Origin of the sequence: Streptomyces sp. NPDC056734 (genome assembly GCF_042790455.1) — a bacterium.
Lineage (GTDB): Bacteria > Actinomycetota > Actinomycetes > Streptomycetales > Streptomycetaceae > Streptomyces.
In genome coordinates, this window is the sequence record NZ_JBHTZD010000006.1 from 65,801 (window position 1) to 89,633 (window position 23,833).

A 23,833-nucleotide genomic window follows, 5' to 3' on the forward strand; every position below is an offset into this window, starting at 1 on the left:
GAAAATTAGCGACATCGTCAAGGCCGCACTGCTTGGAATATCCGGCCTGGGAGTGGCCGGAGCGGCATACACCTGTATTGCCTACTGGGCGAGCGAGTTCTCGTCCTACACGCACTACATGTGACGAAGCCGGAGGGGCGGCGGCCCGGACGTCCGGCCGCCGCCCCTTTCTCACTCGCACGGCCCGCATCCGCTCGTGCCCTCCCCCGTCCCGGGGGAAGGTGGCAGCACAGCCACTGAGGCACCCGGAGGCGAGCATGGCCCCGACAGCGGATGACGACGGCGGGGCCCCCGCGGACGACACCGGCCCCTCCGAACTGGCCGAGCTGCGCTCCAGGGTCGCCGCGCTGGAGAGCGGGCGGGGCGGGAACGGTTCGCCCTCGCATCGCGGACGGTCCGTCCTGGCCGCCGTACTGATCACCCTCGGCTGTCTGCTCGCGCCCCTCGCGATCGTCGCGTCCTGGGCCGCGAACGAGGTGGGGGACACCGGCCGGTACGTCGACACCGTCGCGCCGCTGGCCGACGAACCGGCCGTCCAGGACGCCGTGGCCAACCGGGTGACCGACGCGCTGATGACCCGGATCGACCTGTCCACCCTGCTCTCCGGCGTCGCGCCCACCGACCGGCCCCGCCTGGAGAAGGCCCTCGGACGCCTCGGCAACAGCCTCGAAAGCGCCCTGCGCAGCTTCGTGCACGACAAGGCCCAGGAGGTCGCCGCCTCCGACGCCTTCCACAACCTGTGGATCCAGGCCAACCGTCAGGCCCACAGCGCCCTCGACAAGGCCCTCACCGGCAAGGGCGGCGGCGCGGTCAAGCTCACCGACGACACCGTCACCCTCGACCTCGCCCCCGTCGTCGCCCAGGTCAAACAGCGCCTCGTGGACTCGGGCCTGACCGTCGCCGCGCGGATCCCCGACATCCACACCGACCTGACCCTCGTACGGTCCAAGGACATCGGCGAGGTGAAGACGTACGTACGGCTGCTCCAGCTCGCCGGTAACTGGCTCCCCGTGCTCGCCGTGCTGCTCATCGCCGCCGGTGTGCTGCTCGCGTTGCGGCGGCGGCGGGCCCTGGTCGCGGGGTGCCTGGGCGCGGCCTTCGCGGCGCTGGTGCTCGGCATCGGGCTCGATGTCTTCCGGGCCGTCTACCTCGACGCCCTCCCGGCCGGTGTCTCCGCGCCCGCCGCGAGCGCCGTCTACGACACCCTCACCCACTTCCTGCACACCATGGTCCGGATGGTGATCGCTCTGGGCGTCGTCGTCGCCCTGGCCGCCTGGCTCACCGGCCCCGGCCGCCGCGCCGGGCTGGTACGGCGGCTGTGGAGCGGCGGCATCGGGGCGGTGCGGGGTGTCGCGGTCGGCGCGGGGATGCGGCTCGGGCCCGTGGAGCGGTTCACGCGCCGCTACCGGGTCTGGATCGGCTGGGCGCTGGTGATCGTGGCGCTGGTGGTCTATCTGGTGTGGTCGTATCCGACGGGGTGGGTGGTGGTGGGGATCGCGGTGTGTTTGGTGTTCGCGTTGGCGGTGGTGGAGTTTTTGGCGGGGGAGGTGGGGGAGGTGGGGGAGGGGGCCGGCCCGGTTTCCGGGTCCGGGTCCGAGGCCAGGCCCAAGGTGGGACCCGGGCCCAGGGCCGGTTCCGGGGCCGAGGACGGACCCGGGTCCGAGGCCGAGTCCGGCGGCGCAGCACCGTGAGGTGAGCGCGCCCCCTTCAACGCCCCCGCCCCGCCCGCGTCAGTACCGCAGCGCCCGCTGCACCTCCGTCTTCACCGTCCCGGTGAGCTGGCGATGGCTGGTGGCGGTGGCGGTGCCGGTCTTACCGGCGGCCACGTTGGAGACGGTGACGGCGACCACGTCCAGGAGGTTGCCGCCGGAGTCGCGGAAGTCGACCTCGACGGCGAAGTTCTTGGCCGAGTCGGTGGTGTTGTGGGCGCTCACACCCACCGTCGTACGTCCGTCGGCGCCCGTCGCCGCGGTGCCGAGCCGTACGTCGCCCGCCGCGTCGACGCCGCCCTTGACCGCGTCGAGCTTGTCCTTGGCCTCGGCGCTGGCGGACGCCAGGGTGTCGGAGGCGCCGGAGGCGAGGGACTCGGCAGCCGACGCCGCCTTGCTCGCCGCGCCCGTCGCCTCGGAGCCCACGGACGACGCCGCCGACGCCGCCTTGCTCGCCACGCTCGACGGGGTCGTGCTGTTCGAGCACCCGGCCGTGCCCACGGCGACGACCGCCGCCGTCAGCAGGGCGACGACCGCCGCCGGTCGCACCCGACTCCGTACCCGATGCCCTACCCGTTGTGCCAGCTGTTCGCTCACGTCGCAGTCTCCCTGCTCACCCCCGGCCGGTCCTGTCCTCACAGTGATGTGCCGCCGGACCCCGCCCGCATGTGCTCACGGGGCCCACCGTCACCCGAATGGCGGACCGCCTGTGGCCGGACCACCCGATCGGCCGCAGGGTCGAAAGGCGAGGCGGATGTGGTGCACGCCGTCCGCCGCACAGGAACGGAGTGTCACCATGACCGCACAGCCCCACTCCGGAGCGCCCACCGGCGGCCATCGCCAGGCCGCCCCGGTCCCCAATAGTCCCTGGGCCACCGGGGGCGTCACTTTCGCCGGTGTGCTGATGCTGATCAACGGCATCCTGTTCATCCTCCAGGGCATCTCCGCCATCGCCGCGGACGATGTCTACGCGCGGATCGGCGACTACGTCTACAAGATCAACCTCACCGGCTGGGGCTGGATCCTGCTGGTTCTCGGCGTGATCTCGGTGATCACCGGCGTGGGCATCCTCTCCGGCGCCGCCTGGGCCCGCGTGGTCGGCATCGCGCTGGCGGCGCTGAGCCTGGTCGCCCAGTTCCTGTTCCTGCCGTACTCGCCGTTCTGGTCGGTGATCATGATGGCGATCGACGTCTTCGTGATCTGGGCCCTGGCGATGTACCACCCGAACACGAATGTGAACACGAACGTGAACACGAACACGCCGACCCGCGAAGGGCTTTGAGCGGCAGGGTGGTGGGGGCAGTGGGGGCGGTGGGGGCGGTGCGTGGGGCGGCGGGGCAGGCGGCTGGCCGCCTGCCGCCAGCCGCCTGACTCACCCCCCCCGCTGACACCCATCCGGTGAACTCCCGCATCCAGATGGCTCACTCGTTCGAGTCGGACCGCTCGAAGGAGTTAATGGCCGTCAATCCTGCGACGCGTGATCACTCTTCTGAAACGCGCCGCACTGCTGACCGCCCTCCTGCTGACAGCGTTCGCACCCCCGGCCCAGGCGCACGAACCCCAGGAACCCCAGGCACCGACGGCCGCCAGGTCCGCGCAGCCGCGCACCCTCGCCCTCGCGGCGGCGGTGGAGGTCGTCCCGCTGGCGGCGGAGGTGCGTGACGGCTATGAGCGCAGCAGCTTCAAGCACTGGAACGCGGGCGCGGTCCCCAGCGACGGCTGCAACACGCGGGCCGAGACGCTGATCGCCGAGGCGGTCGAGGCGCCGCAGGTGGCCGCCGGGTGCAAGCTGTCGGGCGGGCGCTGGTGGTCGTACTACGACGCCCAGTGGTTCACCTCGGCGTCCGCCCTGGACATCGACCACATGGTTCCGCTCGCCGAGGCCTGGGACTCGGGTGCCTCGCTGTGGACGGCGGAGCGCCGCGAGGCGTACGCGAACGACCTGGGCGCCCCGACCTCCCTCATCGCCGTCTCCGCCGCCTCCAACCGCAGCAAGGCCGACCAGGATCCGGCCCAGTGGCTGCCCCCGGCGACCGGTGTCACCTGCCGGTACGCCTCGGAATGGGTGGCCACCAAGCTCCGCTGGGGCCTGACCGCCGACCCGGTCGAGTCGCAGGCGCTGGCGGGGCTCGCGGAGGGGTGCCTGGGGACGACGGTGACGTACGAGCCGGTGGCGTAGCCGAGCCGTACGCCTCACCGCGGGTGGCGCCGACCCGCCCGTTCCGTCACGCCGAGCGTGACCCCCGCCCCCGGAACCACCACACCCCCGCCCCCAGCACCACCAGCACCGCCGCCGCGATGCCGATCACCGCGCCCGTGGACAGGCCGTCGTCCCCGGCGTCCGTCTCTGCCGCCGCCTGCTCCGGTGAGGGTTCCGGTGTCTCGGCCGGCGTGGGGCTCGACGGGGCCGGTGTCGTCGGCTCGGCCGACGGGCTCGGGGCGAGCGGGGATGCTCCGGGGGCGGCGGGCGCCAGCTTCAGGGTCGGCGCCGGGTAGCCGTGGCCGTCGCCGTCGTCCCCGGTGTCCTCCAGTTCGATCCAGCGGTCGATCTGGCCGTCGCTGTACGTCTGGAGCGTCTTGAACACCAGCTCCGCCGCATCGGGCAACTGCCGTACGGTCACCGAGAACTCGGCGTCCGCGCCGACCGCCAGCTCCGGGCCCGACACCGTGTAACCGCGGCTGGTGGCGGCGTACTTCCAGCCCTCGGGGCCCTTGTCGTAGCTGATGTCGGCGGGGACCAGGCCCTCGGGGAGGATCACCTCCAGCTCGGTGATACCGGCGGCGTCGGACTCGGACGCGGCGTGGAAGTCCAGGGTGACGTTCTGGGCGAGGGCCTGCGCGTTCTCCGCCTCCACCTCGGTGTGGGCGAACGCCGGGCCCGCGGTGAGGGCGACCGCCGCCACCAGGACCGCGCTGACAGTGGAGAGGCGGCGCGCGGCACGCGCCTTGCCGGACGGCTTGCCGGACTGCTTACCGGAAGGACGGGACACTGCTGGCTCCGGGGATGGGGAGAGGGAGGGGAATGGGGATGGGGATGGGGAGGGTGAGGGGAATGGGGAGGGGGGACGGATACGGACGTAAGGGGCTGGGATGTTGGGGGCGGACGGCCTGCGTCGTCCTCATGTCGTCCAGGGAGTCGGATGGGCGGCAGGGTCAGTTCCTGAGGGAGTGAGTGACCTGCGTCACGGCTGGGGGAAGGTGGGAGGTGAAAGGACGACCTCCCGCCTTCCCCCCACCACCCTTCTGCTGTACTGGACCGATGCCCCACCCCCACATGGACCCACTGGACCTGCGGGTCACCGCGGCCCTCCAGGTGAACGGCCGGGCCTCGTGGCGTTCGGTCGCGCAGGTGCTCGGCGAGGGGGAGCGGACCGTCGCCCGGCGCGGGACCCGGCTGCTGGAGAGCGGGCTGGTCCGGGTGGTCGGGCTGGAGAACTTCGCCGAGACCGTCGTCGTACGGCTGCGCTGTCGGCCGGGGCGGGCCGCCGAGGCCGGACGGGCGCTCGCCGCCCGCGAGGACGCCGTGTTCAGCTGCCGGGTCACCGGCACCGACGACGTGGTGGCCGAGTTGCAGTGCCCGGCGTCCCGGCTCGCCGGTCTCACCGGCGAGGAGTTGCCCGCCCTGCCCGGCGTCGCCGCCATCGCCACCGCCCCCGTACTGCACTACTACCGCACCGCCCGTGAATGGCGCCCCGGCCTGCTGACCCTCGAGGAGGCCGCCGCCCTGGAGCCCGACGCGGTGCCGGTGCAGGGTCCCACCCCGGCCCCCGCCGACCGCACCGCCGACGAGCGGGCCATCCTGCGCGCCCTCGCCCGCGACGGACGGCTCACCCTGGAGGAACTCGCCGCCCTCGCCGGGGTGTCGAAAGCCACCGCCGGGCGGCGGCTCGAAGCGCTCCAGAGCACCGCCCGGCTCGCCATCCGGGCCGTCGTCGATCCGGCCGACCTCGGCTTCCCGGTCGAGGGACTGCTGTGGGTACGGGTGCGGCCCGCCGCGCTGGAACGCACCGCGCAACGGCTGCTGCGGCTGGCCTCGGTGCGCTATCTCGCCACCCTCGCCGGTGACTTCCCGCTCCTGGTCAACACCGCCCACCGCTCCCGCGGGGAACTCCAGCGGTTCCTGGTCGACGCCGGGTGGGCACAGGACGTGGACCAGGTGCGGGCCACGCTGGTGGTGGAGTCGCTCCGGCGTGGCGGTGCCGTCGGGCTTGATCACCCTTGATCATCCGAGCGATGCGTAGCGTCCTCTTGACTCTCGGGGGTCGGGTCATACGTCTACTTGACTCAATCTTGGTATCCGGATGTCGAGATCTCTCATGCTGGTCTTGACGGGATTTTTCCGTCCCGCCTAGCATCGACGCCGTGGAGACCCATCCCGCCGCCGTACTGACCGAGCGCCGCGAAGTCGACCTGTGTCGCGTCGCGAGCGCCGGCTGTTGTCGCCGCGCGCGCTGACGTCCTGACGCCCCGATGGGCGTCCCGATGGGCGTCACGGTGGCGTCCCCAGGTGCTGACGTCCCGGTGGATTGACGTTCTGGTGCAGTGACGTTCCGGCGTACTGAACTTCCGAAACGTCCGCGCGTCCCGTCGTACGTCCCGCCCCCCCCGCTCCTCCCCGGCGCACCCGCCGCGCCCCGCCCCCGCACGCCCCTCGCGCTGCCGCCGCGTCCCTCCGCCCTCTCGCGTCCCTCGCGCTTCCTTCACGGACCCTGGAACACGCCCATGTCTGTCGACACCCCCGCCCATCCATCCGCCCCCGCCTCCCCGGCCTCCCCCGGGCTCGCCTCCGGCGCCCTCTCCCCGCTGGAGGTCTTCGGGCAGTCGCTCGCCGCCACCGGGCCCAGCATCGCCATCGGCGGCACCATCCCCGCGATCTACCTCACCGCCGGAAGCGGCTCCCTCTGGTCCACCGCCGTCGGGACCGCCATCGCGCTGCTCGTGGCCTGGGTCGTCGCCCAGTTCGCCCGGCGCGCGGCCAGCGCCGGTTCGCTGTACAGCTATGTCTCCCTCGGCCTCGGCCGCGGGCCCGCCTTCGTCACCGGCTGGGGCATCGTCATCGGGTACGTCGGTATCGCCGCCGCCTGCCTCGTCGGCGCCGCCGTCTACCTCGGCGCGCTGCTGGACTCCGTCGGCATACCCGCCACCGGCACCGGCGCCCAGCTCGCGCTGCTCGTCCCGGCCACCGTCGCCGCGGCCGTCCTCCCGGTGCGCGGCGTACGGCTCTCCGCCCGCGTCGGGATCGTCGTCGAGGCGGTGTCGCTGCTGGTCATCCTGGTCGCGCTGGGCGCTGTCGTCGCCCACTTCGGGTTCCGCCTGGACACCGCCCAGTTCACCGCGCAGGGCGTCGACCTCAACACCGTCATGCTGGGCGCGGTCCTCGCGGTCGCCGTCTTCGTGGGCTTCGAGTCGGCGGGATCGCTCGGCGCCGAGTCCCGCGACCCGTTCCGCGCGGTCCCCCGCGCCATCATCGGCACGGTCGTCGGCGCCGGGGTGCTCTACGTGCTCAGCACCTACGTCCAGGTGCTCGGCTACGACACCGACGCCGCCCTCGCCACCTCCGGCGCCCCGCTCAACGAACTGGCCCGCGCCTCCGGCGTCGGCTGGCTGTCCCCCCTTCTCAACGCGGGCATCCTCGTCTCCGCCATCGCCTGCGCCTCGGCCAGCGTCAACGCCGCCGCGCGCAGCCTGTACAACCTCAGCCGGGAAGGCGTACTGCCGGGCCCGCTCGGCCGGATCCACCCCACCCACCGCACCCCGCACCTGGCCCTGTACCTCCTCGGCGGCATCGCCGGTCTGCTGCCCCTGGTGCTGATCGCCACCGGCAGCGGCACCCTGGACGTCTACGCCTGGACCGCCGCCTTCGGCACCTTCGGCTACCTCCTCGCCTATCTGCTGGTCGCCCTCGCGCTCCCGCTGCATCTGCGCCGCCGCCGTCAGCTCGGCGCGGCCGCGGTCGTCGTCAGCGCGCTCGCCGTGCTGGCCATCGCGTACGTCCTCTACAAGAACCTGGTGCCGGTGCCCGCCTGGCCGGTGAACGTCCTGCCGTACACCTTCGCCGCCCTGGTCCTGGCCGGCCTCGCCTGGTACCTGACCCTGCTGCGCCGCGACCCGTCCCGCGCCCACGCCCTGGGCAGCCACATCCTCAGCGCCGACGCGGCCACCCCCGACATCCCGGCCAGCCCCGCGAGCGACCTGTCCAAGGACTCCCAGAACCCCCAGGACTCCCAGGACTTCAAGGACGAGGAGCAGTCCGCATGACCCCGCCGCACCCCCACCCCACCCTCGAATCCGCCCTCGCCGACCCCTCCCTGCGCGAGCTGGAGATCGCCTGGTCCGACCCCTACGGACGGGTCCAGGGCAAGCGGCTCCCCGCCGCCCGCTACCCGCAGGCCACCGCCGGACGCGGCATCGGCTTCTGCGACGGCTCCCTCGCCTGGAACGCCGCCGGCGAGGTCCAGCCCGCCGCCTCCCTCGGCGCCCCCGACCGCGGCTACCCGGACGCCTACGCCGTACCGGACCCGGCCACCTACCGCCCCCTGCCCTGGCGCCCCGGCGCCGGACAACTCCTCTCCGACATCCACGGCCACGACGGCGCCCCCTCCCCGACCACCCCCCGCGCCCTGCTGCGCCGCACCCTGGAACACCTCGCCCGGCTCGGCTACACCGCCCGCGCCGCCCTGGAACTGGAGGTCTACCTCCTCCACCCCGACGGCACCCCCCTCTCCCAGGGCCTGCACGCCTACTCCCTGGAGCTGGCCAACGAACTCGACCCGCTGCTCTCCCGGTTCACCGACGAGCTGACCGCGTACGTGCCCATCGAGAGCGTGCTGACCGAGTACGGGCCCGGCCAGGCGGAGCTGAACCTCGCCCACCAGGACGCGCTCACCGCGGCCGACGACGCCTTCCGGCTGCGCTACGCGGTCCGTGAACTCGCCCGCCGCGAGGGCCTTTTGGCCACCTTCATGGCCAAGCCGCTGGGCGGCCAGTCCGGCAACTCCGCCCACATCCACCTCTCCCTGTGGCAGGACGGACGCCCCGCGTTCGCCCCGGAGGCGGGCGCCGAGAGCAAGGCCGCGCGGGCCGCCGTAGGAGGACTGGTACGGCATCTGCCCGCCGTCACCTTCTACGGGGCCCCGACCGTCAACTCGTACAAACGCTTCGAACCCGGCGGCTTCGCGCCCCACCGCGCCGACTGGGGCGGCGACGACCGCTCGGTCGCCGTGCGCTCGCTGGTGGACACCCCGGGGTCGAGCCGGGTCGAACTGCGCACCCCCGGCGCCGACGCCAATCCGTACATCGCGCTGGCCGCGGCGCTCGCGGCCGTGGTCGCGGGCCTGGAGGACGGCCTCGACCTGCCCGCCCCCGGACTCCCCGGTGAGCCCGCGAAGCTGCTCCCCGGCACGCTCGCCGCCGCCACCGCCGCCGCCCGCGCCGACACCCGCCTGACCGCGCTGCTCGGCGAGGACTTCGTACGGGACTGCACGGCGCTCGCCGACTCCGAGTGGCACGCCTACACCACCGAGGTCACCGCCTGGGAGACCGACCGCTATCTGAGGAACCTGTGAGCCGCCGCGTGGACGAATCCATCACCCCCATCACTCCCCCCACTCCGTCCGGGCTGCTCGGTGAGGCGGCCCGGTTCCCCGCCCTGCGGGCCGTCTTCGAGCGGCGCGCCCGCCGTTTCCCGCTCGGCGGCACCCTCACCGGACCGCTCGCCCATCGCTCCGCGCACCCGCCGCTGGCGCTGAGCGCGGACGAGGAGGCGGTGCTGGTCGCCGCCGCGTCCGGGATCACCGGCGTGGTCCGTGAGGAGTGGTCCTTCCTGGACGAGGAGGGCCGTCCGACCGGCGGCGACAAGCTGGCGGGCTTCACCGGGCGTACGTACCCGAGCCCGCTGGCCAACCACTCCACGGAGGTGTTCTGGACCAACGACGAGGGCACGTACGTCATCCCGCAGCGGGACCGCGCCCCGGACGCCTACGTCCAGAACCAGAGCACCGACGACCACCGCGACTGGCTCGCGCACGCCGTGCGGCTGACGGACGGACGGCTGGACATCCCCCGCCGCCGCCCCAACCTGTTCGCCTTCAACCGGCAGAACATCAACCTCCCCGGCACCACCCTGTTCATCCCCATCGCCGACCTGACCCGGCAGTGCATCTCCGCCCTGCTGCTCTACTTCGACCGCCCGCACGGCTACTACCTGATCGACGAGCGGCTGGGCAACGACCCGCTGCGCCCCTACGTCGACTCCGGTCTGCTGGACCCCACCCATCCGGTCGACCTCGCCGACTTCGAGCGCTGGCAGATGGTCGACGCGAACGGCGTCGAGTCCGGCCTGGTGGTGGCCAACCTGATGACGGCGACGCAGGCGCTCGGCCTGGGCGGGCATCCGTTCAACGGGGGCAAGGGCCGGGTCACCATGGGCGGCACACCCCACTGGCACGCCATCGGCGGCGAGGGGCCCGCCGGGGGGCTCGGCTTCCGTTTCCACCGGGTGCCGGACTGGGCGCCGGTCGGGGCGGGGGAGGAGATCCCGGTGGGGCTCGACGGGGTGTTCGAGGGGGCGATACCCCCGTATCACTCGACCATCGAGGACGCCGTCGACTTCGTGGTCGGCCTGCGCTGGGGCGAGCGCGGTGCCTTCACCGGGGGCGGTCCCACGCCCTGGAAGGACCCGTCCCTGGTCACCCGGATCCCGCGCCCCTCCGAGGAGGCCATCGCGGCGGTGAAGACCTGGACCCGCTATGTCTGGGACCACTACGGGCGGTTCCCCGCCACCATCGACCCCTTCCTGACCACCGTCTGGTACCAGGCGCACCACCTGGACACCGACTTCTACGACACCTATTACCCGGCCGAGGCGCTGCCCGTTCATGTCCGGGAGCATGTGGAGAGGTGGCACCGGTGAGCTTGCCGTCGAGGGGGGTGTGCCCTGCCGGTGGGGGCGCGGCGGGACCGGGTTCGGCGGGACTGGATTTGGCGGGGCTGGATTCGGCGAGCGTGCCGCCGACGGGGGTGGGCCCGACCGGCGTCGACCTGCCCGGCGTCGACCCGACCGGCGTCCACCCGACCCACGTCGACCCGACCCACGTCGACCTGATCGACAACGACCGTTACGCCGAAGCCGTCCCCTACGCCGACTTCGACCTGCTGCGCCGCACCGACCCGGTGCACTGGCACCCCGAGCCGAACGGCCCCGGCTTCTGGGCGGTGCTGCGCCACGACGACGTGATGGCCGTCTCCCGGGACACCGCCACCTACTCCTCCGAGACCGGCGCGACCGCCCTGGAGGATCTGGCGCCGGACGCCCTCGCGGCCCGTAAGTCCCTGCTCGACATGGACCCGCCCCGGCACACCGCCCTGCGCCGCACCCTGGTCGCCGACTTCACCCGCCGCCAGGCCCTGCGCCACGAGGAGCAACTCCGTGAGGTGATCCGGCCGCTGGTGCGCGGCGCGCTGGCCCGGGGGACCTTCGACGCGGTGGACGACCTGGCGACGGCCGTCCCGATCCGGGTGCTGTGCCGGATGCTGGGCGTGCCCGCCGCCGACGAGCCCCGCATGGTCGAACTGAGCGACCGGCTGATCGCCAACACCGACCCCGACCTCAGCGAGGTCCAGCCCGACAGCCCCGAGTCCGACCGCTACCGGCTGCTGCCCTTCCGCAGCCCGGCCGCCCTGGAGATGCACGCGTACGCCAGGTCGCTGCGGGCCGACCGGGCCGCGCACCCCCGGGACGACGTGGTGACCCGGCTGGGCCGGGCGCGTATCGACGGACTGCCGCTGACCGAGGCCGAGTTCCAGGCGATGTTCCTGCTGCTGCTGGTGGCGGGCAACGAGACCACCCGCTCGGCGCTGTCCCTGGGCATCCAGGCGCTGGTGACCCACCCCGGCCAGTGGGAGCTGCTGCGGGCGGGCGCGGATCTCGACCGCGCGGTGGAGGAGATCCTCCGCTGGACCACGCCCCTGCACCACTTCCGCCGCACGGCGACCCGGGACACCGAACTGCGCGGCCGTCATATCCGGGCGGGCGACAAGGTGGTGCTCTGGTACACGTCGGCCAACCGGGACGAGAACGTCTTCCGGGCGCCGTACGACTTCGACATCACCCGCGATCCCAACCCCCACCTCGCCTTCGGCCGGGGCGGCCCGCACCGCTGCCTGGGCGAGCACCTGGCCAGGGTGGAGATCCGCCTGGTGCTGGAGGAGTTCCTCGCCCTCGGGGTCACCCTGCACGCCGACGGCCCGGCCCGCCGGGTCCGCTCCAACTTCACGAACGGGCTCAAGTCCCTTCCGGTGCGGGCGAGCGGGTTCCGGCCCGCGTAGGCGAGATGTGGCCGGGGGCGCCGGGGATGGGCGGTCAGGGGGAGTGACGGGGGAGTGGCGGGGGGTTCGGGTGGGGTGCCGGGGGGCTCGTGGGGGTGGTTCTCGTCCGTGGTGCGGATTTCTCCTTCTGGGGTGGGCGGGGTGCTTCTCGGTTTTCTTTCCTGCCCGAGAAGTGGAATTTACTTGCGTGTTCATTTCGCTTCTTTGAAATGCGGCCGGACGCAAATATGAAGATACTCCCGGAGTTTTAGGGAGTGGATAACTCGGCGGATTTGGGTCGGCGTGACTCAAACTCGTGCTTTTGAGTCCGTTGATTCACGGGGAAACTCGTGAAGAGACAAGACGGGCGAGAAAGGAGGTGGGGTGCGAATGATTCCTCTGGATCGCTTTCTCGCCGACTGCCTGCTGGACGCGAGGGAAGCGGAGGCCGGATCGGCCGGATCCGGCGGATCGGGCGGATCGGCTGGATCGGGCGGATCCGGCGGATCGGTTCCGCTCTCTGCCGACCACGCCGGATACCGGGACGCGCGGCACAGATTCATCAAGGCCGGGCTGACCGCCCTGCACGCGGACCACGTCGGCGCCGGCTGGGTGCAGGTGAACATCACCCCGACCGCCCAGACCTTCCCCGCGATCTACGCCCGGCTGGACGAGATCGCCTCGGAGGCGCTGAACTCCTCGGTGGCCACCAATTTCTTCTTCATGCACAAACCCCCGGGAATGCGGGTCCGTTTCCAGGCCCCCACTCCGCAGGGCCGGACCGAACTCCACCACCTGGTGACCCGGCGCATGGCCGCCCACCCCGAAGTATTCGGCATTCCGCGACCCGGGGTCTATGAACCCGAGTCCTATCTCTTCGGCGGCCCCGAAGCCCTCCCCTGGGTGCACACCCTCTTCACCGCCGATTCCCTGGCCTGGCTGCACCACCACGCCGACCCCCCCACCGCCGCCCTCACCGACTGGCGCTATTCCCTGACCCTGCTGCGCGATCTCCTGGACGGCCTCGGCATCATCGGCTGGGAACACCGGGGCGTCTGGGAGACCCTCCAGCACGAGGCGGGCCGCGACCTCGGCGAAGCCGCCGGGCAGAGCGGAGTCTCCCGCGCGATCGACGGCATCCAGCACCTGTGGCGCCTGGACCGTGCCCGGCTGACCTCCCAGCTGCCCGAACCCCTGCGCACCTCCGTGGACCTGCACCGGGCCGCGATCCACCGCGCCGCGCTCGCCTGGCGTACGGACTACTTCGACTCCGGCGCCGCGGAGGTGACCGGACCACGCCGGGCCGCCGCGTACTGCGTGATCTTCCACTGGAACCGGGCCCGCTTCTCGGCGGCCCTCCAGAAACTCCTCACGCGGGCCCTGGTGAGCGAGGGCGGCCACACGCAGAAGGCGTCAGGGGCTGCTCCCCGTACCGATCGCCAGGCCGTGGGGTGACCGACATGAAGGACGACAGTTGTACGGGTTCCTGTACGGGCTCCGGTACGGGTACCGGTACGGGCTCCTGTACGGGTTCCTGTACGGGCCCGGACCCTGACCCTGACCTGGGCCTCGGCCCCACCGCCCTCCTCCGGGTCGCCGGAATGCCCGCCACCGCCTGGGCCGCCGCGGGCAACCCCCAGTTGTTCGAGCGGGCCGCCGCCCACCACCGCGCCCGCCGCGAACTCGCCGACCGGGCCCGGACCCTTGCCGACCTCCTCGGCACCACCGTCGTACCCCACCTCCCCCCGGGCAGCCCGCCGCGCGGAGCCGTCCTGGCCCTGCGCCGCCGCCTCCACTCCGGAGCCGCCCCGGACACCACCGACCACCGCCTCCTGACGGAGACCCCCGAGGTACCGCCGCCCGTACGGCAGCGGTGCCAGGACCTGTACGAGGCGGACCGGGCGCTCAGCGAGGAGTACGCGGCACTGGGCACCGCCACCGAACAGGAGTGGGAGCGGGTCGGTGAACTCTGCTGGGACCTGGCGCGCACCCACCCCGTCATGCGGGTGTTCCTCGACAGCACCGCCCCCGAACTCACCGCGACCGCCGAGCGCCGGCTGGCCCGTGGGGAGCGCTGGTCGAGCCCGCGGCTGCGCAAGAACTGCACCTTCCTGTGGCGGGCGCTGGCCCGCGCCGCGATGAAGACGACCCCGCGCGACTGGGTGGGCCAGATCGCCCCCGTACCGATCACCCCGGCACACTCCCCCCACTCCCCGCTCGTGGCCCCCGGCTCCCTGCTCACCGCCATGGCCGCCGAGGTCTCCCACAACGTCCACACCCTGCGCACCCGGCTCGGCGCCCTCGACCTCACCACCGCCGACGCCACGACCGTGATCGCCCCGGCCCCGCTCCACTTCACGCCCCCGGCCGACGACGGGGACAGCTCCGCGACCGGGCACCTCTGCTGCGCGGTCCTCGACCCGGCCCGCCCCGGCACCCTGCGCCGGATCGACGTGGTCCGCACCCAGGCCCTGGACGCCGTGCTGGCCCGCCTCGCCGCCGGGCCCCGACCCCTCGGCGAGATCGTCGCCGACCTGCTGGGCGGCCTGACCGGCGACCGCGCCGAGACCGCCGCACGCGCGCTACGGGGCTTCCTGGCCCACCTCCACCGGCTCGGCGTACTGGAGACCTGCGCCCCGCCCCGCCGGGTCCACAGCGGCTGGACCGCGCCCGGCACCGGCCTGCCCCACCCCACCCCCTGGCCCGGCGGCGCGGCGGCCGTCCCCGCCGACTGGTTCCTGGACTCCTACCGCCGCGCGGAGACTCCCGGCCGCCGTCCCCTCACGGTGTCCGCCGAGGCGACCGACGTCATCCACGCGGGCCTGCGCACGGCCGCCCGCCTGGCCGCCCTCAGAAGGGCCGACCTCCCCGATCCCGCCCCCCTTCCCGACCCGCTCCCCGGTCTGGACGCCGAGCCCCGCTCCCTGCTCTCCTTCCTCGCCCCCCTCACCTTCCGCACGGACGAGACCGACCCGGAGGCGGCGCCGGACACCCCCCACCCGGCGCCGCCGCAGCTCAGACAGACCCTCTACGACGGCTGGCCCCCCGCCCGCACGCCCGGCTCCGGCTACGCCCACCTGCTCGACCTGCTCGGCAGGCACCTGGACGACGAGTCGTTCGACATCGACGACACCCTCCTAGACGCGCTGGGCGCTCCCAAGGCCCAGGAGTCGATGCCGCCCTGGCCACTGGACTGCCTGGTACGCCCACTGGCAGCCGACGCCGAATCCGGCCCCGTACCCCTCGCCGTACCTCTCGCCGTACCCCTCGCCGTACTGGAGTCGGCCTCCCCCGCCGGGGTCCTGGACGCCCGGTTCGCCGACACCCTGGACGCCCTCACCGGCGGCGGCTACGGCAACACCGCCCGCCTGCGGGCCTTCCTGGCCGCCGTCGAACGCGCCGCCGACGTCGACTTCGTGGAGGTCCTGGTCCCGCCGCTGGCCGAACGGGCCGCCAACGCGGTACGCCGTCCCCGGCTCACCTCCTGGTGGACGGGTGACCCGGACCCGGCGCCCTACCACGGCACCACCGGCCTCACCGGCGCCCGCCACCTCCCCCTCGACCGCATCACCCTGCGCCGCGAGGGAGCCAGGGTCATCGCCGAGGCGGACGGCCGCTGTATCGTCCCGGTCCATCACGCGACCCGGACGCCCGTCCCCCCGTACGACCAGCTCCTGCGCGTCCTGCTGACGGCCCGGCATCCGGGCACGGCCGAGATCCTGCGGCTGGACGGACTGGCCGCCGCCTTCCCCGGGGCCCGCCGGGTCCCCCGGCTGACGGTCGGCGGCGGACACCTGGTCGTCAGCCCACGGACGTACCGTGTCCCGGACGCGGACCTGTGGCACCCCGATGACAGCGACCGGGACAAGCTCCTCCACCTGGCCGCGCTGCGGGCCGGCGCCGCCCTCCCCCGCCACGGCTTCGCCCGACCACGGACGCCACCGCCTCCCGCGCACGATCCGAACCCCCCACATCCGAACCCCTCACCCACCCCGAGTCCCCCGCACCCTCCGCACCCTCCGCAGCCCCAGCAGACCCCCGTGGACCTCGCGGCCCTGCCCACCCTCCGCACGATCGACCGGCTCCGCGCCCAGCACGGCAGGAACGGTTTCCTGATCGAGGAGGCCCTGCCGGCCCCCGGCCATCACCTGCTGCACGACGAGGCCCACCCCGGCGACTCGTCCAGCGCGGCCCAACTGCTCCTCAGGTCCCCGCACGCCCTCGACGCTCTCGTCGACGCGGCGGCAGCCGCCCTGCGCGGCTGACCCAGAACGCCCCGGAACCCAACCGGGTCGGCACCACAAGAAGGTCACCACCCACCCGACCCCGCCTGGCGAGCCAGGAGGGTCAGCAGAGATACGGAGAAACCCCCATGCCCTCCATCGACACGAACGAACTCGACAACCTCATCACCGACCTGGAGACCCGGATCAGCGACACCGAGCTGGCGGAGACCGCGCCGAGCACGATCGGCGTCTGCACCCTCGTGATCTGTAGCATCATCGGCGTCTGCTGACACCGTCGCTGAGCAGCGGGTGCGCCACACGGTCAGCCGCAGGCGCACCCGCCCTCCCTCTCCTCTTCTTTCCTCTCCTCTCCTCCCGAGTTCCCGAACGGCCCGGAGACACAGCGCAGATGCCGACCGCAGACCCGACCGCAGCCCCGATCTCAGTGGCAGACGTGACCACACTGGCAGTCCGGACCCTGAGGGAGTGGACCCAGTCGCGGGAGCGGCGGACGAGCACTCCGGACGACTCGGATCCCCTCCCACTCTCCACTCCCACCACCGACGTGGGAGTCCCGGCCCTGGCGGCTCTGCTGGCCGGAACCCACCCGGACGACGAGACCACCACCGCCATCGCCGCCCGTGCCGTGGCCTCCTGGGCCCGTACGGCGGGACGCGGTTCGGGGCATCACGGTCTCTTCAGCGGCGGCCTGGCCGGAACCCTGGCGGGCCTGCGCTTCGGAGCCCGGCTGCATCCCGCCCTGAACACGGTCGCCGACCGGCTGCACACCCACCTGGCCACCCCGCAGCCCCGCCGCCAGGACCAGGTCACGATCACCGACTACGACCTGATCGTGGGCCCGGCGGGCACCCTGCACGCGTTGCTCCTGGCCAGCACCGAGGCCGCCCCTCTCCCCCAGATCGACCATCTGGCCCTTCTCGCCTCGGACCCCGACCTACGTCGGCTGCGCGCCGGGCAGGACGACAGATTCCCCGAACTGGACTGGCTCCAGGGCCGGGTGAACACGGGCATGGGTCATGGCGTCGCGGGTCTGCTCACCGCCCTGACGGCCACCGTCAGAAGTACGGCACCGACCCCCCGCCTCACCCGGGCGATCCACCACGTCACCCACTGGCTGACGGCCCAGTCCTTCGACGACGCCCGGGCCATCCGCAGCTGGGACGGCGCCGGTCTGGAGGATGTCCCGCCGCCGGGTGCCCGCGCCCGCCAGGCCTGGTGCTACGGCGCCCCGGGCATCTGCTGGGCCCTGTGGGACGCCGCCGACGCGGTGGGCGACAAGGAAACGGCCGAGTGGGCCGAGTCGGCCTTCACCACCCTGTGCGCCCGCTACGACGAGACCTTCCACCTCTACGGCGACCCGCCCACCGACCGCCTCGCCTGCTGCCACGGAGCCGCGGGCGTCCTGGCCGTCGCCGACGCCTTCCACCACCACGCCCACCACCCCCGGGCGGCCACCCTCCGCACCCGCCTCACCACCTACCTGACCGCCCATCTCCACGAACTCCCCACCCTGGCCGCCCAGGACATGGGCCTGCTGGGCGGCGCGACGGGCGTACTGTGCGCACTCCTGACAGCCACCACGCAAGCCCCGTCCGGGGCGGCTTCCGAGGCCGCCTCCGAGGCCGCCTCCGGGGTCACCGCCTGGCGGGACTGGACGAGGTGCCTGGGTCTGCGCTGACCCGGAAGGCCCAGCTCATCCCCGGCTCCACCACTCCCCGGAAGACTCTCCTCACCGGAGCCGTGCACAGGGCCGTGCAGAGGGCGGCGGCCACGACCGAGACGGTGATCGTGCCGATCGGCTGGTGGAACCAGGCATGACCTGCCCAGTCCCAGTGGTTGGCGGCCTGGATGAAGAACCCGTGCAGGAGGTAGGCGTAGAGGGTGCCCGCGCCGAGGGCGGTGAACCAGGTGCGGTGACCCGGGACCCAGGCGAGGAAGCAGGCCACGAGGAGCGTGGAGCAGCCGAAGAGGGCGAGGGTCATGAGGGGCCCGTACCAGGCGGGTACGCCGAGATCCTGTGCGGCGGAGTGGTGGAAGAGCCAGGCGTAGTCCCACGTCGGCACCGCCCAGTAGGCGAGAGCGAGCCCGCCCAGCAGCACCGGTACGGCCATGATCCGCGCCTCGCGCCGCCGTACCAGCCGGAAGTGCTCCGCCCGCAGCGACAGCCCGAGCACGAAGTACGGCAGGAACTGCAACACCCGCTGAAAGTCCAGATCCTTCCCGATGGCCGGGGACAGCGTGGCCAGCGACGCGATCACCAGGGCGACGGGCAGCGGCCACCGCACCCGCTTCCAGATCGGCGTGGTCAGCCTCCACACGAACAGCGCGGCGAGGAACCACGTCAGATAGAGCGGGTCCAGCAGACTGACGGCCCGATCGGGCTCACCGTCGCTCCACCGCGTGAACAGTGTGTAGGCGGTCTCGAACACGACATACGGGACGACCACCCCGGTGACCAGCCGCTTGATCTTCGCCGGACTGGCGTCGAAGCCGCGCGAGAAATACCCCGAGATCACGATGAACGCCGGCATGTGGAAGGCGTAGACGAACGTGTACAGAGCGGTGACCGCGCGGCTCTCCGACCGCAGAGGCTCCCAGGCGTGTCCCATCACGACCAGGACGATCGCCAGATACTTGGCGTTGTCGAAGAAGGGATCCCGGGCCTGATCCCGGTCCTGCCGGGGCGCGGGTACGGTCCTGCCCTGCGGGCGTGCGTCATTCACAGCTGTGATGTCGAGGCGAGACATCCTCCGTGCCTTGCCGGATCGCGTCGCGGTAAACCATGGAGAAGCTATGTGTTGTCCTCGTAGACGACGTCGTTGGACAGGGTCATTCCCAGTTCGCGGAAGCGACGGGCCACCTCGGGGAGGGTGCGGCCGGTGCGGACGGCGCCCTGGAAGACGTTGAGGAGGGGGACGGGTTCCATTCGGTCCAGCCAGTCGTACGGTCCCTCCTGCGCGACGAACGACTCCCCCTGGTCGAGGAACAGCTGGAGATCATCGAACTCGACTCTGTCGAGCGCGAGCACCCCGTCCGTCACCGGCAGGCCGAGGGCCATGAGCCTGGCCGCCACCTCGGCGGGGCGGCGGCGCAACTGGGCCGCCGCGTCGAGCACATGGATCACCGGCACGGGCACCCTCTCATTCAGCCAGGACGTCCTCCGGCCGCTATCGGCGCCGACGACGGTCGGGTCATCCGGCTCGATCGTCTCGGGCAGGACCGTTCCCTCCGCGAGGCGCAGTCCGAGGAACGCGAGCCGGTTTGCCACCTCTGCGGGGCGCCGCCCGGTCCGTTCGGCCGCCGTCAGTACTTTGTCCAGCGGGACCGGTACGGCCGCGTTCAGCCAGGGTGGACTCTGGGTCCGGCCCACGCTGAGCAGGAAGAGATCGGCGGGCTCGACGGTCTCGGGACATACCGCGCCCTCCGGGAGACGCAGTCCGAGTTGTGCGAGCCTGTCCACCACCTGTGCGGGGCGGCTTCGGTTTCGCTGGGCGACGGACAGCACATGCCCGAGCGGAACCGGCTCCGTGAAGTTCAGCCAGATCCTGGTCCGGCGCTCGTCCAAGGTGAGCAGCGCGAGATCTCCGGGATCCACGGTCGCGGGTGGCTCGGCCTCCTCCATGAGGCGCATTCCGAGCCGCTTCAGCCTGGTGGCCACACTGCGCGGAGACCGGCCGAGGGTGTGGGCGGCCACCAGAATGTGGGCCAGGGGCACCGGACTTCCGGAGTCCCACCAGGGACGGTCGGACCTCAGGCCCTGGCGCAGGACGACCAGATCGTGGGGCTCGACGGCCTCCGGGAGCACGGCACCGTCCGCGAGCCGTAGCCCCAGCTTCCGCAGGCCGGCCGCGATGTCCGCCGGGCGGCGCCGGGTCCGCTGGGCGACGGACAGCACATGCCCCAGCGGAACCGGCTCGGTCGCCTCCAGCCACTCTCCCGGAAACCTGCCGCTGAGGACGCTGATGTCATCGGTCTCGGCCGTCTCCGGCAGCACCACACCCTCGGTGAGCCGCAGCCCCAGTTCCCCGAGCCGGTCGACGATCTCAGCGGGACGGCGCTGGGTGTGCTGGGCGACGAACAGCACATGTCCCAGGGGAACCGGTTCCTTCTCGTCCAGCCATGGTTCTCCCGGTTCGAGAGCGCCGCCGAGAAGGAGCAGATCGTCTCCTGTGGCCGTCTCGGGCAGCACCGCGCTGTCCGAGAGCCGGAAACCCAGCTGCACGAGCCGGTCCGCCACCTCCCGTGGACGGCGTCCCACGGTCAGGGCGAACCGCAGCACATGCCCCAGGGGTACGGGCGATGTGGCGGCGAGCCACTCATCCGTGTATCTGCTTCCCGGCGCGAAGGCGGCCGTCGAGCCGTGGCCGTCGGCCGATGCGAGAAGCAGGCCGATGTCTGTGGGCCGGGCGCACAGGACGCCCTCGGGGTTGGCGAGCGTCACCCCGGGAAATGCTCCCGCGGCCACCCAGGCGGTGACCCGCCAGGTGAGGACGGCTCTCGGGACGAGCCACCGCGAGGAGGAGCTTCCGCGCGTCCGGAGATGGCCACGCATGAACTCCTCGTCGTACGGAAAGCAGCCCGCCACGGTGATGTCCGCCTCCTGCCCGCCCACCATCCACGGGCGGTAGCGGCGGGCCACCGCGGCGGCGGCCATCTCGTCCGCGAGGGCCGGATGCTCGCCGACCAGTTTCGACAGCCAGCCGTGGCCGAAGACCTCGCCGTCCTCCCGCAGCAGCGTCGGGGTCTCCTCCCGGAGCCGACGCGTGACATGGGCCGTGTCGTGGGACAGCGCTCGCCGGCGGTCGACGGTCAGCTGGGGCAGCTGCGCCCCGGTGAGGTTGACCACCGCTCCGAACAGCGGGACCCCGATCCACACACCGTCCGCGAGGACGCCGCCATCGCTGCTCGTCCACCACACGTCCGGTCGGCTGGTGACATCGACCGCGATGCCGGCCTCGCGCAACACACCCGGCTCATACGGGTCCTCGCTGCCCAGCGGCGAAACCCCCGACAACACCTCCGGCTCCCACTCGTACCGATCCTCCGCGTCCCGCGCCACCACCGCGTACTCGGAGATCCACAGCAACCGTCGCAGCAGATCCGTGCACGACGGCTGAGACGTGGCCGACGGGCGCAGATACAGCCGTACGGTCGTGCTGGCGTCGTGCCCCCGGCCCAGGTCGCGGATGTGGAAGAGGGAGCCCGGACCGGCGATGTCCACCTGGAGGCGCCGACCGGGGTGGCCCTCGCGGTCGAGACGGCACGTGGTCACCGAGACATCGTCGGCGATCATGAAGTAGCTGAGCACGCCGATGCCGAAGCGGCTGTTGGGGTACAGCTCGATGCCCTCGCGGCGCCACTCGGCCTGTTCGTCGAGGTACTCGGGGAGGTCGGCGAAGCGCATTCCGGCGTGGGAGAAGACCTCGCGGAGTTCGCGCTCGCCCATGCCGATGCCGTTGTCGGTGCACTCGATGTAGGGGCGGCCGTCGGCGTCCACGTCCTGGGTGAAGGTGATGCGTCCTGACCAGGGGGCGAGTTCGGGGTGGCGCAGCCGCAGGAAGCGGGTGCGGGCGTCCCGGTAGCGGCAGGCGTCCAGGGCGTTCTGGTACAGCTCCCGGATCGCGAGCGCCGGGTCACCGTACAGCTGCTCGCCCATGAGGAGTTCCTGGATCCGGTCGTCGGCGAGGCGGAAGCGCAGGTCCGTCGACTCGTAGGCGGGCTTGCCCCCGGCTTCCAGTGCCGGGCGCACCTGGTGGGCGGTGGCGTGGGCCGGCAGGTCCTGCAACGGCTCCAGCTGGGGCTCGTTGCCCGCCTGGATGTCGACCGCGCCGAACAGGGCGTCCAGGGCGGCGGCCTGCTGCCGCAGGGCCAGGCCCAGGGCCGGGTGGTGGCAGGTGGCGTTGAGGACGCGGGTGCGGCCGTGCTGGTCCCAGCGGGCGGTGCGCAGGGTGTGGTGGAGCTGGGGCAGGTCCACGGAGTAGCTGATGCCGAGGTGTTCGACGACGACGTCAGGCAGCAGGACCGGGTCGATCGCCAGGTGGTGGGCGACGGTCAGCATGATGACCAGGAGCTGTTCGCGGATGTGCTGCTCGGCCTCGGCGCCGCCCGCGAGCTGGCGGCGGGGGCGGATCGTGGTGGCGTCGAACGAGGTGCGCAGGGAGCGCAGCAGCATCGACAGGGTGTTCAGCTCGAAGAGTTCGGCGACGAGTTTGCGGTCGGCGTCGGCCGGGACGTCGTCCAGCAGGCTCTCCACGGGGCCGAGCAGACTGTCCAGGACGGTCTCCTGGAATCCGCCGGGTTTCCTGGCCAGCCAGCGGCGGAACAGCCACCAGGCGATCCCGGCCGCGCGGTCGTCCCCGCCGGGGGAGCGGGCCGCGAGGGCGGCGCGGCGCACCAGCCGCTGCCGGTTGTTGAGGAACTGCTCGTAGTGGGCGCGGGACGGTGTTGGGGAGGGTACGCGGTCGAGGTGGGTGGGCTGGAGGGGCAGCGCCTGTACGGCGGCGCGGTTGGCGCAGGACACATAGAGGTAGGGGACGGCGACCAGGAGGGCGGCCTCGGCGGGGGAGAGGGCCAGTTTCTCCGGGTTGAGCACCTTGGAGAGGAGCCAGCCGACGCCGCCGGTCATCCGCTCGGCGAAGTCGTCCGGTCGCCAGGGGTCGTCGGTCAGCCGGGCCTCGTCCCGGGCAGCCTGCGGGGCGATCTGGGCGAGGAGGGCGACGGTGGCGGCGCGCATGGCCTCGGCGCCGGGGGCGTCCCCGATCTGCTTCCACGCGGGGTGGTCGCGGGCCGCGCTCACCCAGGGGTGCTCGCCGGCCGTTCCGGGCGTGGTGCGGTCGGGGCGGGCGAAGACGACGAAGTCGTCCGTCTCCGTCTCGCTGCGGACTCTGATCTGCTGCCGGAACAACTGGTGTTCGGTGGTCAGGGTGTCGGTCGCGCCCTGCAACTGATCCTTGAGTTCGCGCAGGGTGCCGGGGCCCTCCTCGTCGGCGATGACGGTGCTCAGGGCGCGGGAGAAGATGCTGAAGGTACTGTTCCCGGCCCGGGTGTAGCGGGCGCGTTCGCCGGGCGAGCAGGCGTATACGTGGCAGTAGTGGCGCTCACCGGCCCGGACGACCCGCATGTCGGACCAGCCGACGGTGTTGCCGACGGACATCACGCGCTGGTCGATGCCCTCGCGGCAGGCGTCCACGAACACCACGACGTCCCCGGCCTCGCTGCGCTCGACGTAGGTGGAGAAGTCGAGCGAGAGGCATTTGCCGCGGAAGTCGTGTGACGTCGTCCGGGCGCCCTTGGGGACGAGGAAGTCCTGGCCGTCGTGGTGGATACCGTGTCCGCTGAGGTAGAGCAGCAGGGTTTCGCCCGGGGCGGCGGCCTGGAAGAACGTCTCGACGGCGTAGTCGATGCTCTCCCGGTCGGTCTCCTCGACGTCGTGGGTGTGCACCTCGTACCCGACGCCGGACAGCGCCTGCGCCAGCTCGGCGAGATCGTCGGTGACGAAGGACAGATCGTCGATGTGGGGGTCACGGTAGGTCGGCACCCCGACGAGCAAGGCGCGGTACGCACTCTTCATCG

17 protein-coding genes are annotated in these 23,833 nt (G+C 72.4%); 13 read left to right on the top strand and 4 right to left on the bottom strand.

What is annotated here, in order from left to right; genetic code table 11:
• The first annotated feature begins 257 nt into the window (after positions 1-257).
• A complete protein-coding gene (locus tag ACFRFC_RS10655; RefSeq protein ID WP_382680692.1) occupies positions 258-1,691 on the top strand; it encodes a hypothetical protein in 1,434 nt (477 codons plus the stop codon).
• 39 nt (positions 1,692-1,730) lie between these two features.
• Here the strand turns inward: ACFRFC_RS10655 and ACFRFC_RS10660 are convergent, their stop codons facing one another.
• A complete protein-coding gene (locus ACFRFC_RS10660; protein ID WP_382680693.1) occupies positions 1,731-2,258 on the bottom strand; it encodes a hypothetical protein in 528 nt (175 codons plus the stop codon).
• A 247-nt stretch (positions 2,259-2,505) separates the two neighbouring features.
• On the opposite strand from ACFRFC_RS10660, the gene ACFRFC_RS10665 reads away from it, so the two are divergent.
• Together ACFRFC_RS10665 and ACFRFC_RS10670 are read left to right on the top strand one after the other, a co-directional pair.
• On the top strand, positions 2,506-2,991 hold the full coding sequence (locus ACFRFC_RS10665) for a hypothetical protein (RefSeq protein WP_382680694.1): 486 nt from the start codon (positions 2,506-2,508) through the stop codon (positions 2,989-2,991).
• Positions 2,992-3,186: 195 nt separating this feature from the next.
• Entirely contained in the window at positions 3,187-3,888 is a 702-nt protein-coding gene (locus ACFRFC_RS10670) for an HNH endonuclease family protein (RefSeq protein ID WP_382680695.1), read from the top strand.
• 46 nt (positions 3,889-3,934) lie between these two features.
• Here ACFRFC_RS10670 and ACFRFC_RS10675 read toward each other — a convergent pair whose 3' ends face one another.
• Complete coding sequence (locus ACFRFC_RS10675) at positions 3,935-4,699, bottom strand: DUF1775 domain-containing protein (protein ID WP_382680696.1); 765 nt, start codon at positions 4,697-4,699, stop codon at positions 3,935-3,937.
• A 269-nt stretch (positions 4,700-4,968) separates the two neighbouring features.
• Between ACFRFC_RS10675 and ACFRFC_RS10680 the strand changes: the two genes are divergently transcribed.
• The 10 genes from ACFRFC_RS10680 (at position 4,969) to ACFRFC_RS10725 (ending at position 17,939) form a co-directional block, all read left to right on the top strand.
• The gene (locus tag ACFRFC_RS10680) at positions 4,969-5,931 is read left to right on the top strand and encodes an Lrp/AsnC family transcriptional regulator (RefSeq protein WP_382680697.1); all 963 of its coding nucleotides are present in this window, start codon (positions 4,969-4,971) and stop codon (positions 5,929-5,931) included.
• Positions 5,932-6,071: 140 nt separating this feature from the next.
• Positions 6,072-6,164 (top strand): putative leader peptide, encoded by a 93-nt coding sequence (locus ACFRFC_RS10685; protein WP_382680698.1) that lies wholly within the window; start codon positions 6,072-6,074, stop codon positions 6,162-6,164.
• Positions 6,165-6,431: 267 nt separating this feature from the next.
• Positions 6,432-7,967 carry an APC family permease gene (locus ACFRFC_RS10690; RefSeq protein ID WP_382680699.1) on the top strand — a complete coding sequence of 512 codons (1,536 nt, stop codon included), beginning with the start codon at positions 6,432-6,434 and terminating at the stop codon, positions 7,965-7,967.
• Positions 7,964-9,274 (top strand): glutamine synthetase family protein, encoded by a 1,311-nt coding sequence (locus ACFRFC_RS10695; protein ID WP_382680700.1) that lies wholly within the window; start codon positions 7,964-7,966, stop codon positions 9,272-9,274. Before ACFRFC_RS10690 ends, ACFRFC_RS10695 begins: the two co-directional genes overlap by 4 nt.
• On the top strand, positions 9,271-10,620 hold the full coding sequence (locus ACFRFC_RS10700) for a hypothetical protein (protein WP_382680701.1): 1,350 nt from the start codon (positions 9,271-9,273) through the stop codon (positions 10,618-10,620). The genes ACFRFC_RS10695 and ACFRFC_RS10700 overlap by 4 nt, the downstream gene beginning before the upstream one ends.
• Before the next feature lie 68 nt (positions 10,621-10,688).
• Positions 10,689-12,035: a cytochrome P450 gene (locus ACFRFC_RS10705; RefSeq protein WP_382680702.1), complete on the top strand. Its 1,347-nt coding sequence runs from the start codon at positions 10,689-10,691 to the stop codon at positions 12,033-12,035.
• Between the two features lie 369 nt (positions 12,036-12,404).
• Positions 12,405-13,469: a thiopeptide-type bacteriocin biosynthesis protein gene (locus ACFRFC_RS10710; protein WP_382680703.1), complete on the top strand. Its 1,065-nt coding sequence runs from the start codon at positions 12,405-12,407 to the stop codon at positions 13,467-13,469.
• Between the two features lie 146 nt (positions 13,470-13,615).
• Positions 13,616-16,279 (top strand): lantibiotic dehydratase, encoded by a 2,664-nt coding sequence (locus tag ACFRFC_RS10715; protein WP_382680704.1) that lies wholly within the window; start codon positions 13,616-13,618, stop codon positions 16,277-16,279.
• Between the two features lie 107 nt (positions 16,280-16,386).
• Positions 16,387-16,530 (top strand): hypothetical protein, encoded by a 144-nt coding sequence (locus ACFRFC_RS10720; RefSeq protein ID WP_382680705.1) that lies wholly within the window; start codon positions 16,387-16,389, stop codon positions 16,528-16,530.
• 164 nt (positions 16,531-16,694) lie between these two features.
• Positions 16,695-17,939, top strand: coding sequence for a lanthionine synthetase LanC family protein (locus tag ACFRFC_RS10725; protein ID WP_382680706.1), 1,245 nt, complete (start codon positions 16,695-16,697; stop codon positions 17,937-17,939).
• On the opposite strand, the gene ACFRFC_RS10730 is transcribed toward ACFRFC_RS10725, so the two are convergent.
• Both ACFRFC_RS10730 and ACFRFC_RS10735 read right to left on the bottom strand, forming a co-directional pair.
• On the bottom strand, positions 17,896-19,008 hold the full coding sequence (locus ACFRFC_RS10730; RefSeq protein WP_382680707.1) for an acyltransferase family protein: 1,113 nt from the start codon (positions 19,006-19,008) through the stop codon (positions 17,896-17,898). The two genes, ACFRFC_RS10725 and ACFRFC_RS10730, sit on opposite strands and share 44 nt — an antisense overlap.
• A gap of 44 nt (positions 19,009-19,052) precedes the next feature.
• Positions 19,053-23,831, bottom strand: coding sequence for a caspase family protein (locus ACFRFC_RS10735; RefSeq protein WP_382680708.1), 4,779 nt, complete (start codon positions 23,829-23,831; stop codon positions 19,053-19,055).
• Positions 23,832-23,833 lie beyond the last annotated feature (2 nt).

Bases quoted from the DNA above. Each gene is read 5' to 3' on its own strand.
- ACFRFC_RS10690 (WP_382680699.1), top strand. From the start codon at position 6,432: ATGTCTGTCGACACCCCCGCCCATCCATCCGCCCCCGCCTCCCCGGCC.
- ACFRFC_RS10680 (WP_382680697.1), top strand. From the start codon at position 4,969: ATGCCCCACCCCCACATGGACCCACTGGACCTGCGGGTCACCGCGGCC.
- ACFRFC_RS10735 (WP_382680708.1), bottom strand. From the start codon at position 23,831: ATGAAGAGTGCGTACCGCGCCTTGCTCGTCGGGGTGCCGACCTACCGT.
- ACFRFC_RS10715 (WP_382680704.1), top strand. From the start codon at position 13,616: ATGCCCGCCACCGCCTGGGCCGCCGCGGGCAACCCCCAGTTGTTCGAG.
- ACFRFC_RS10655 (WP_382680692.1), top strand. From the start codon at position 258: ATGGCCCCGACAGCGGATGACGACGGCGGGGCCCCCGCGGACGACACC.
- ACFRFC_RS10720 (WP_382680705.1), top strand. From the start codon at position 16,387: ATGCCCTCCATCGACACGAACGAACTCGACAACCTCATCACCGACCTG.
- ACFRFC_RS10665 (WP_382680694.1), top strand. From the start codon at position 2,506: ATGACCGCACAGCCCCACTCCGGAGCGCCCACCGGCGGCCATCGCCAG.
- ACFRFC_RS10710 (WP_382680703.1), top strand. From the start codon at position 12,405: ATGATTCCTCTGGATCGCTTTCTCGCCGACTGCCTGCTGGACGCGAGG.
- ACFRFC_RS10695 (WP_382680700.1), top strand. From the start codon at position 7,964: ATGACCCCGCCGCACCCCCACCCCACCCTCGAATCCGCCCTCGCCGAC.
- ACFRFC_RS10730 (WP_382680707.1), bottom strand. From the start codon at position 19,008: ATGTCTCGCCTCGACATCACAGCTGTGAATGACGCACGCCCGCAGGGC.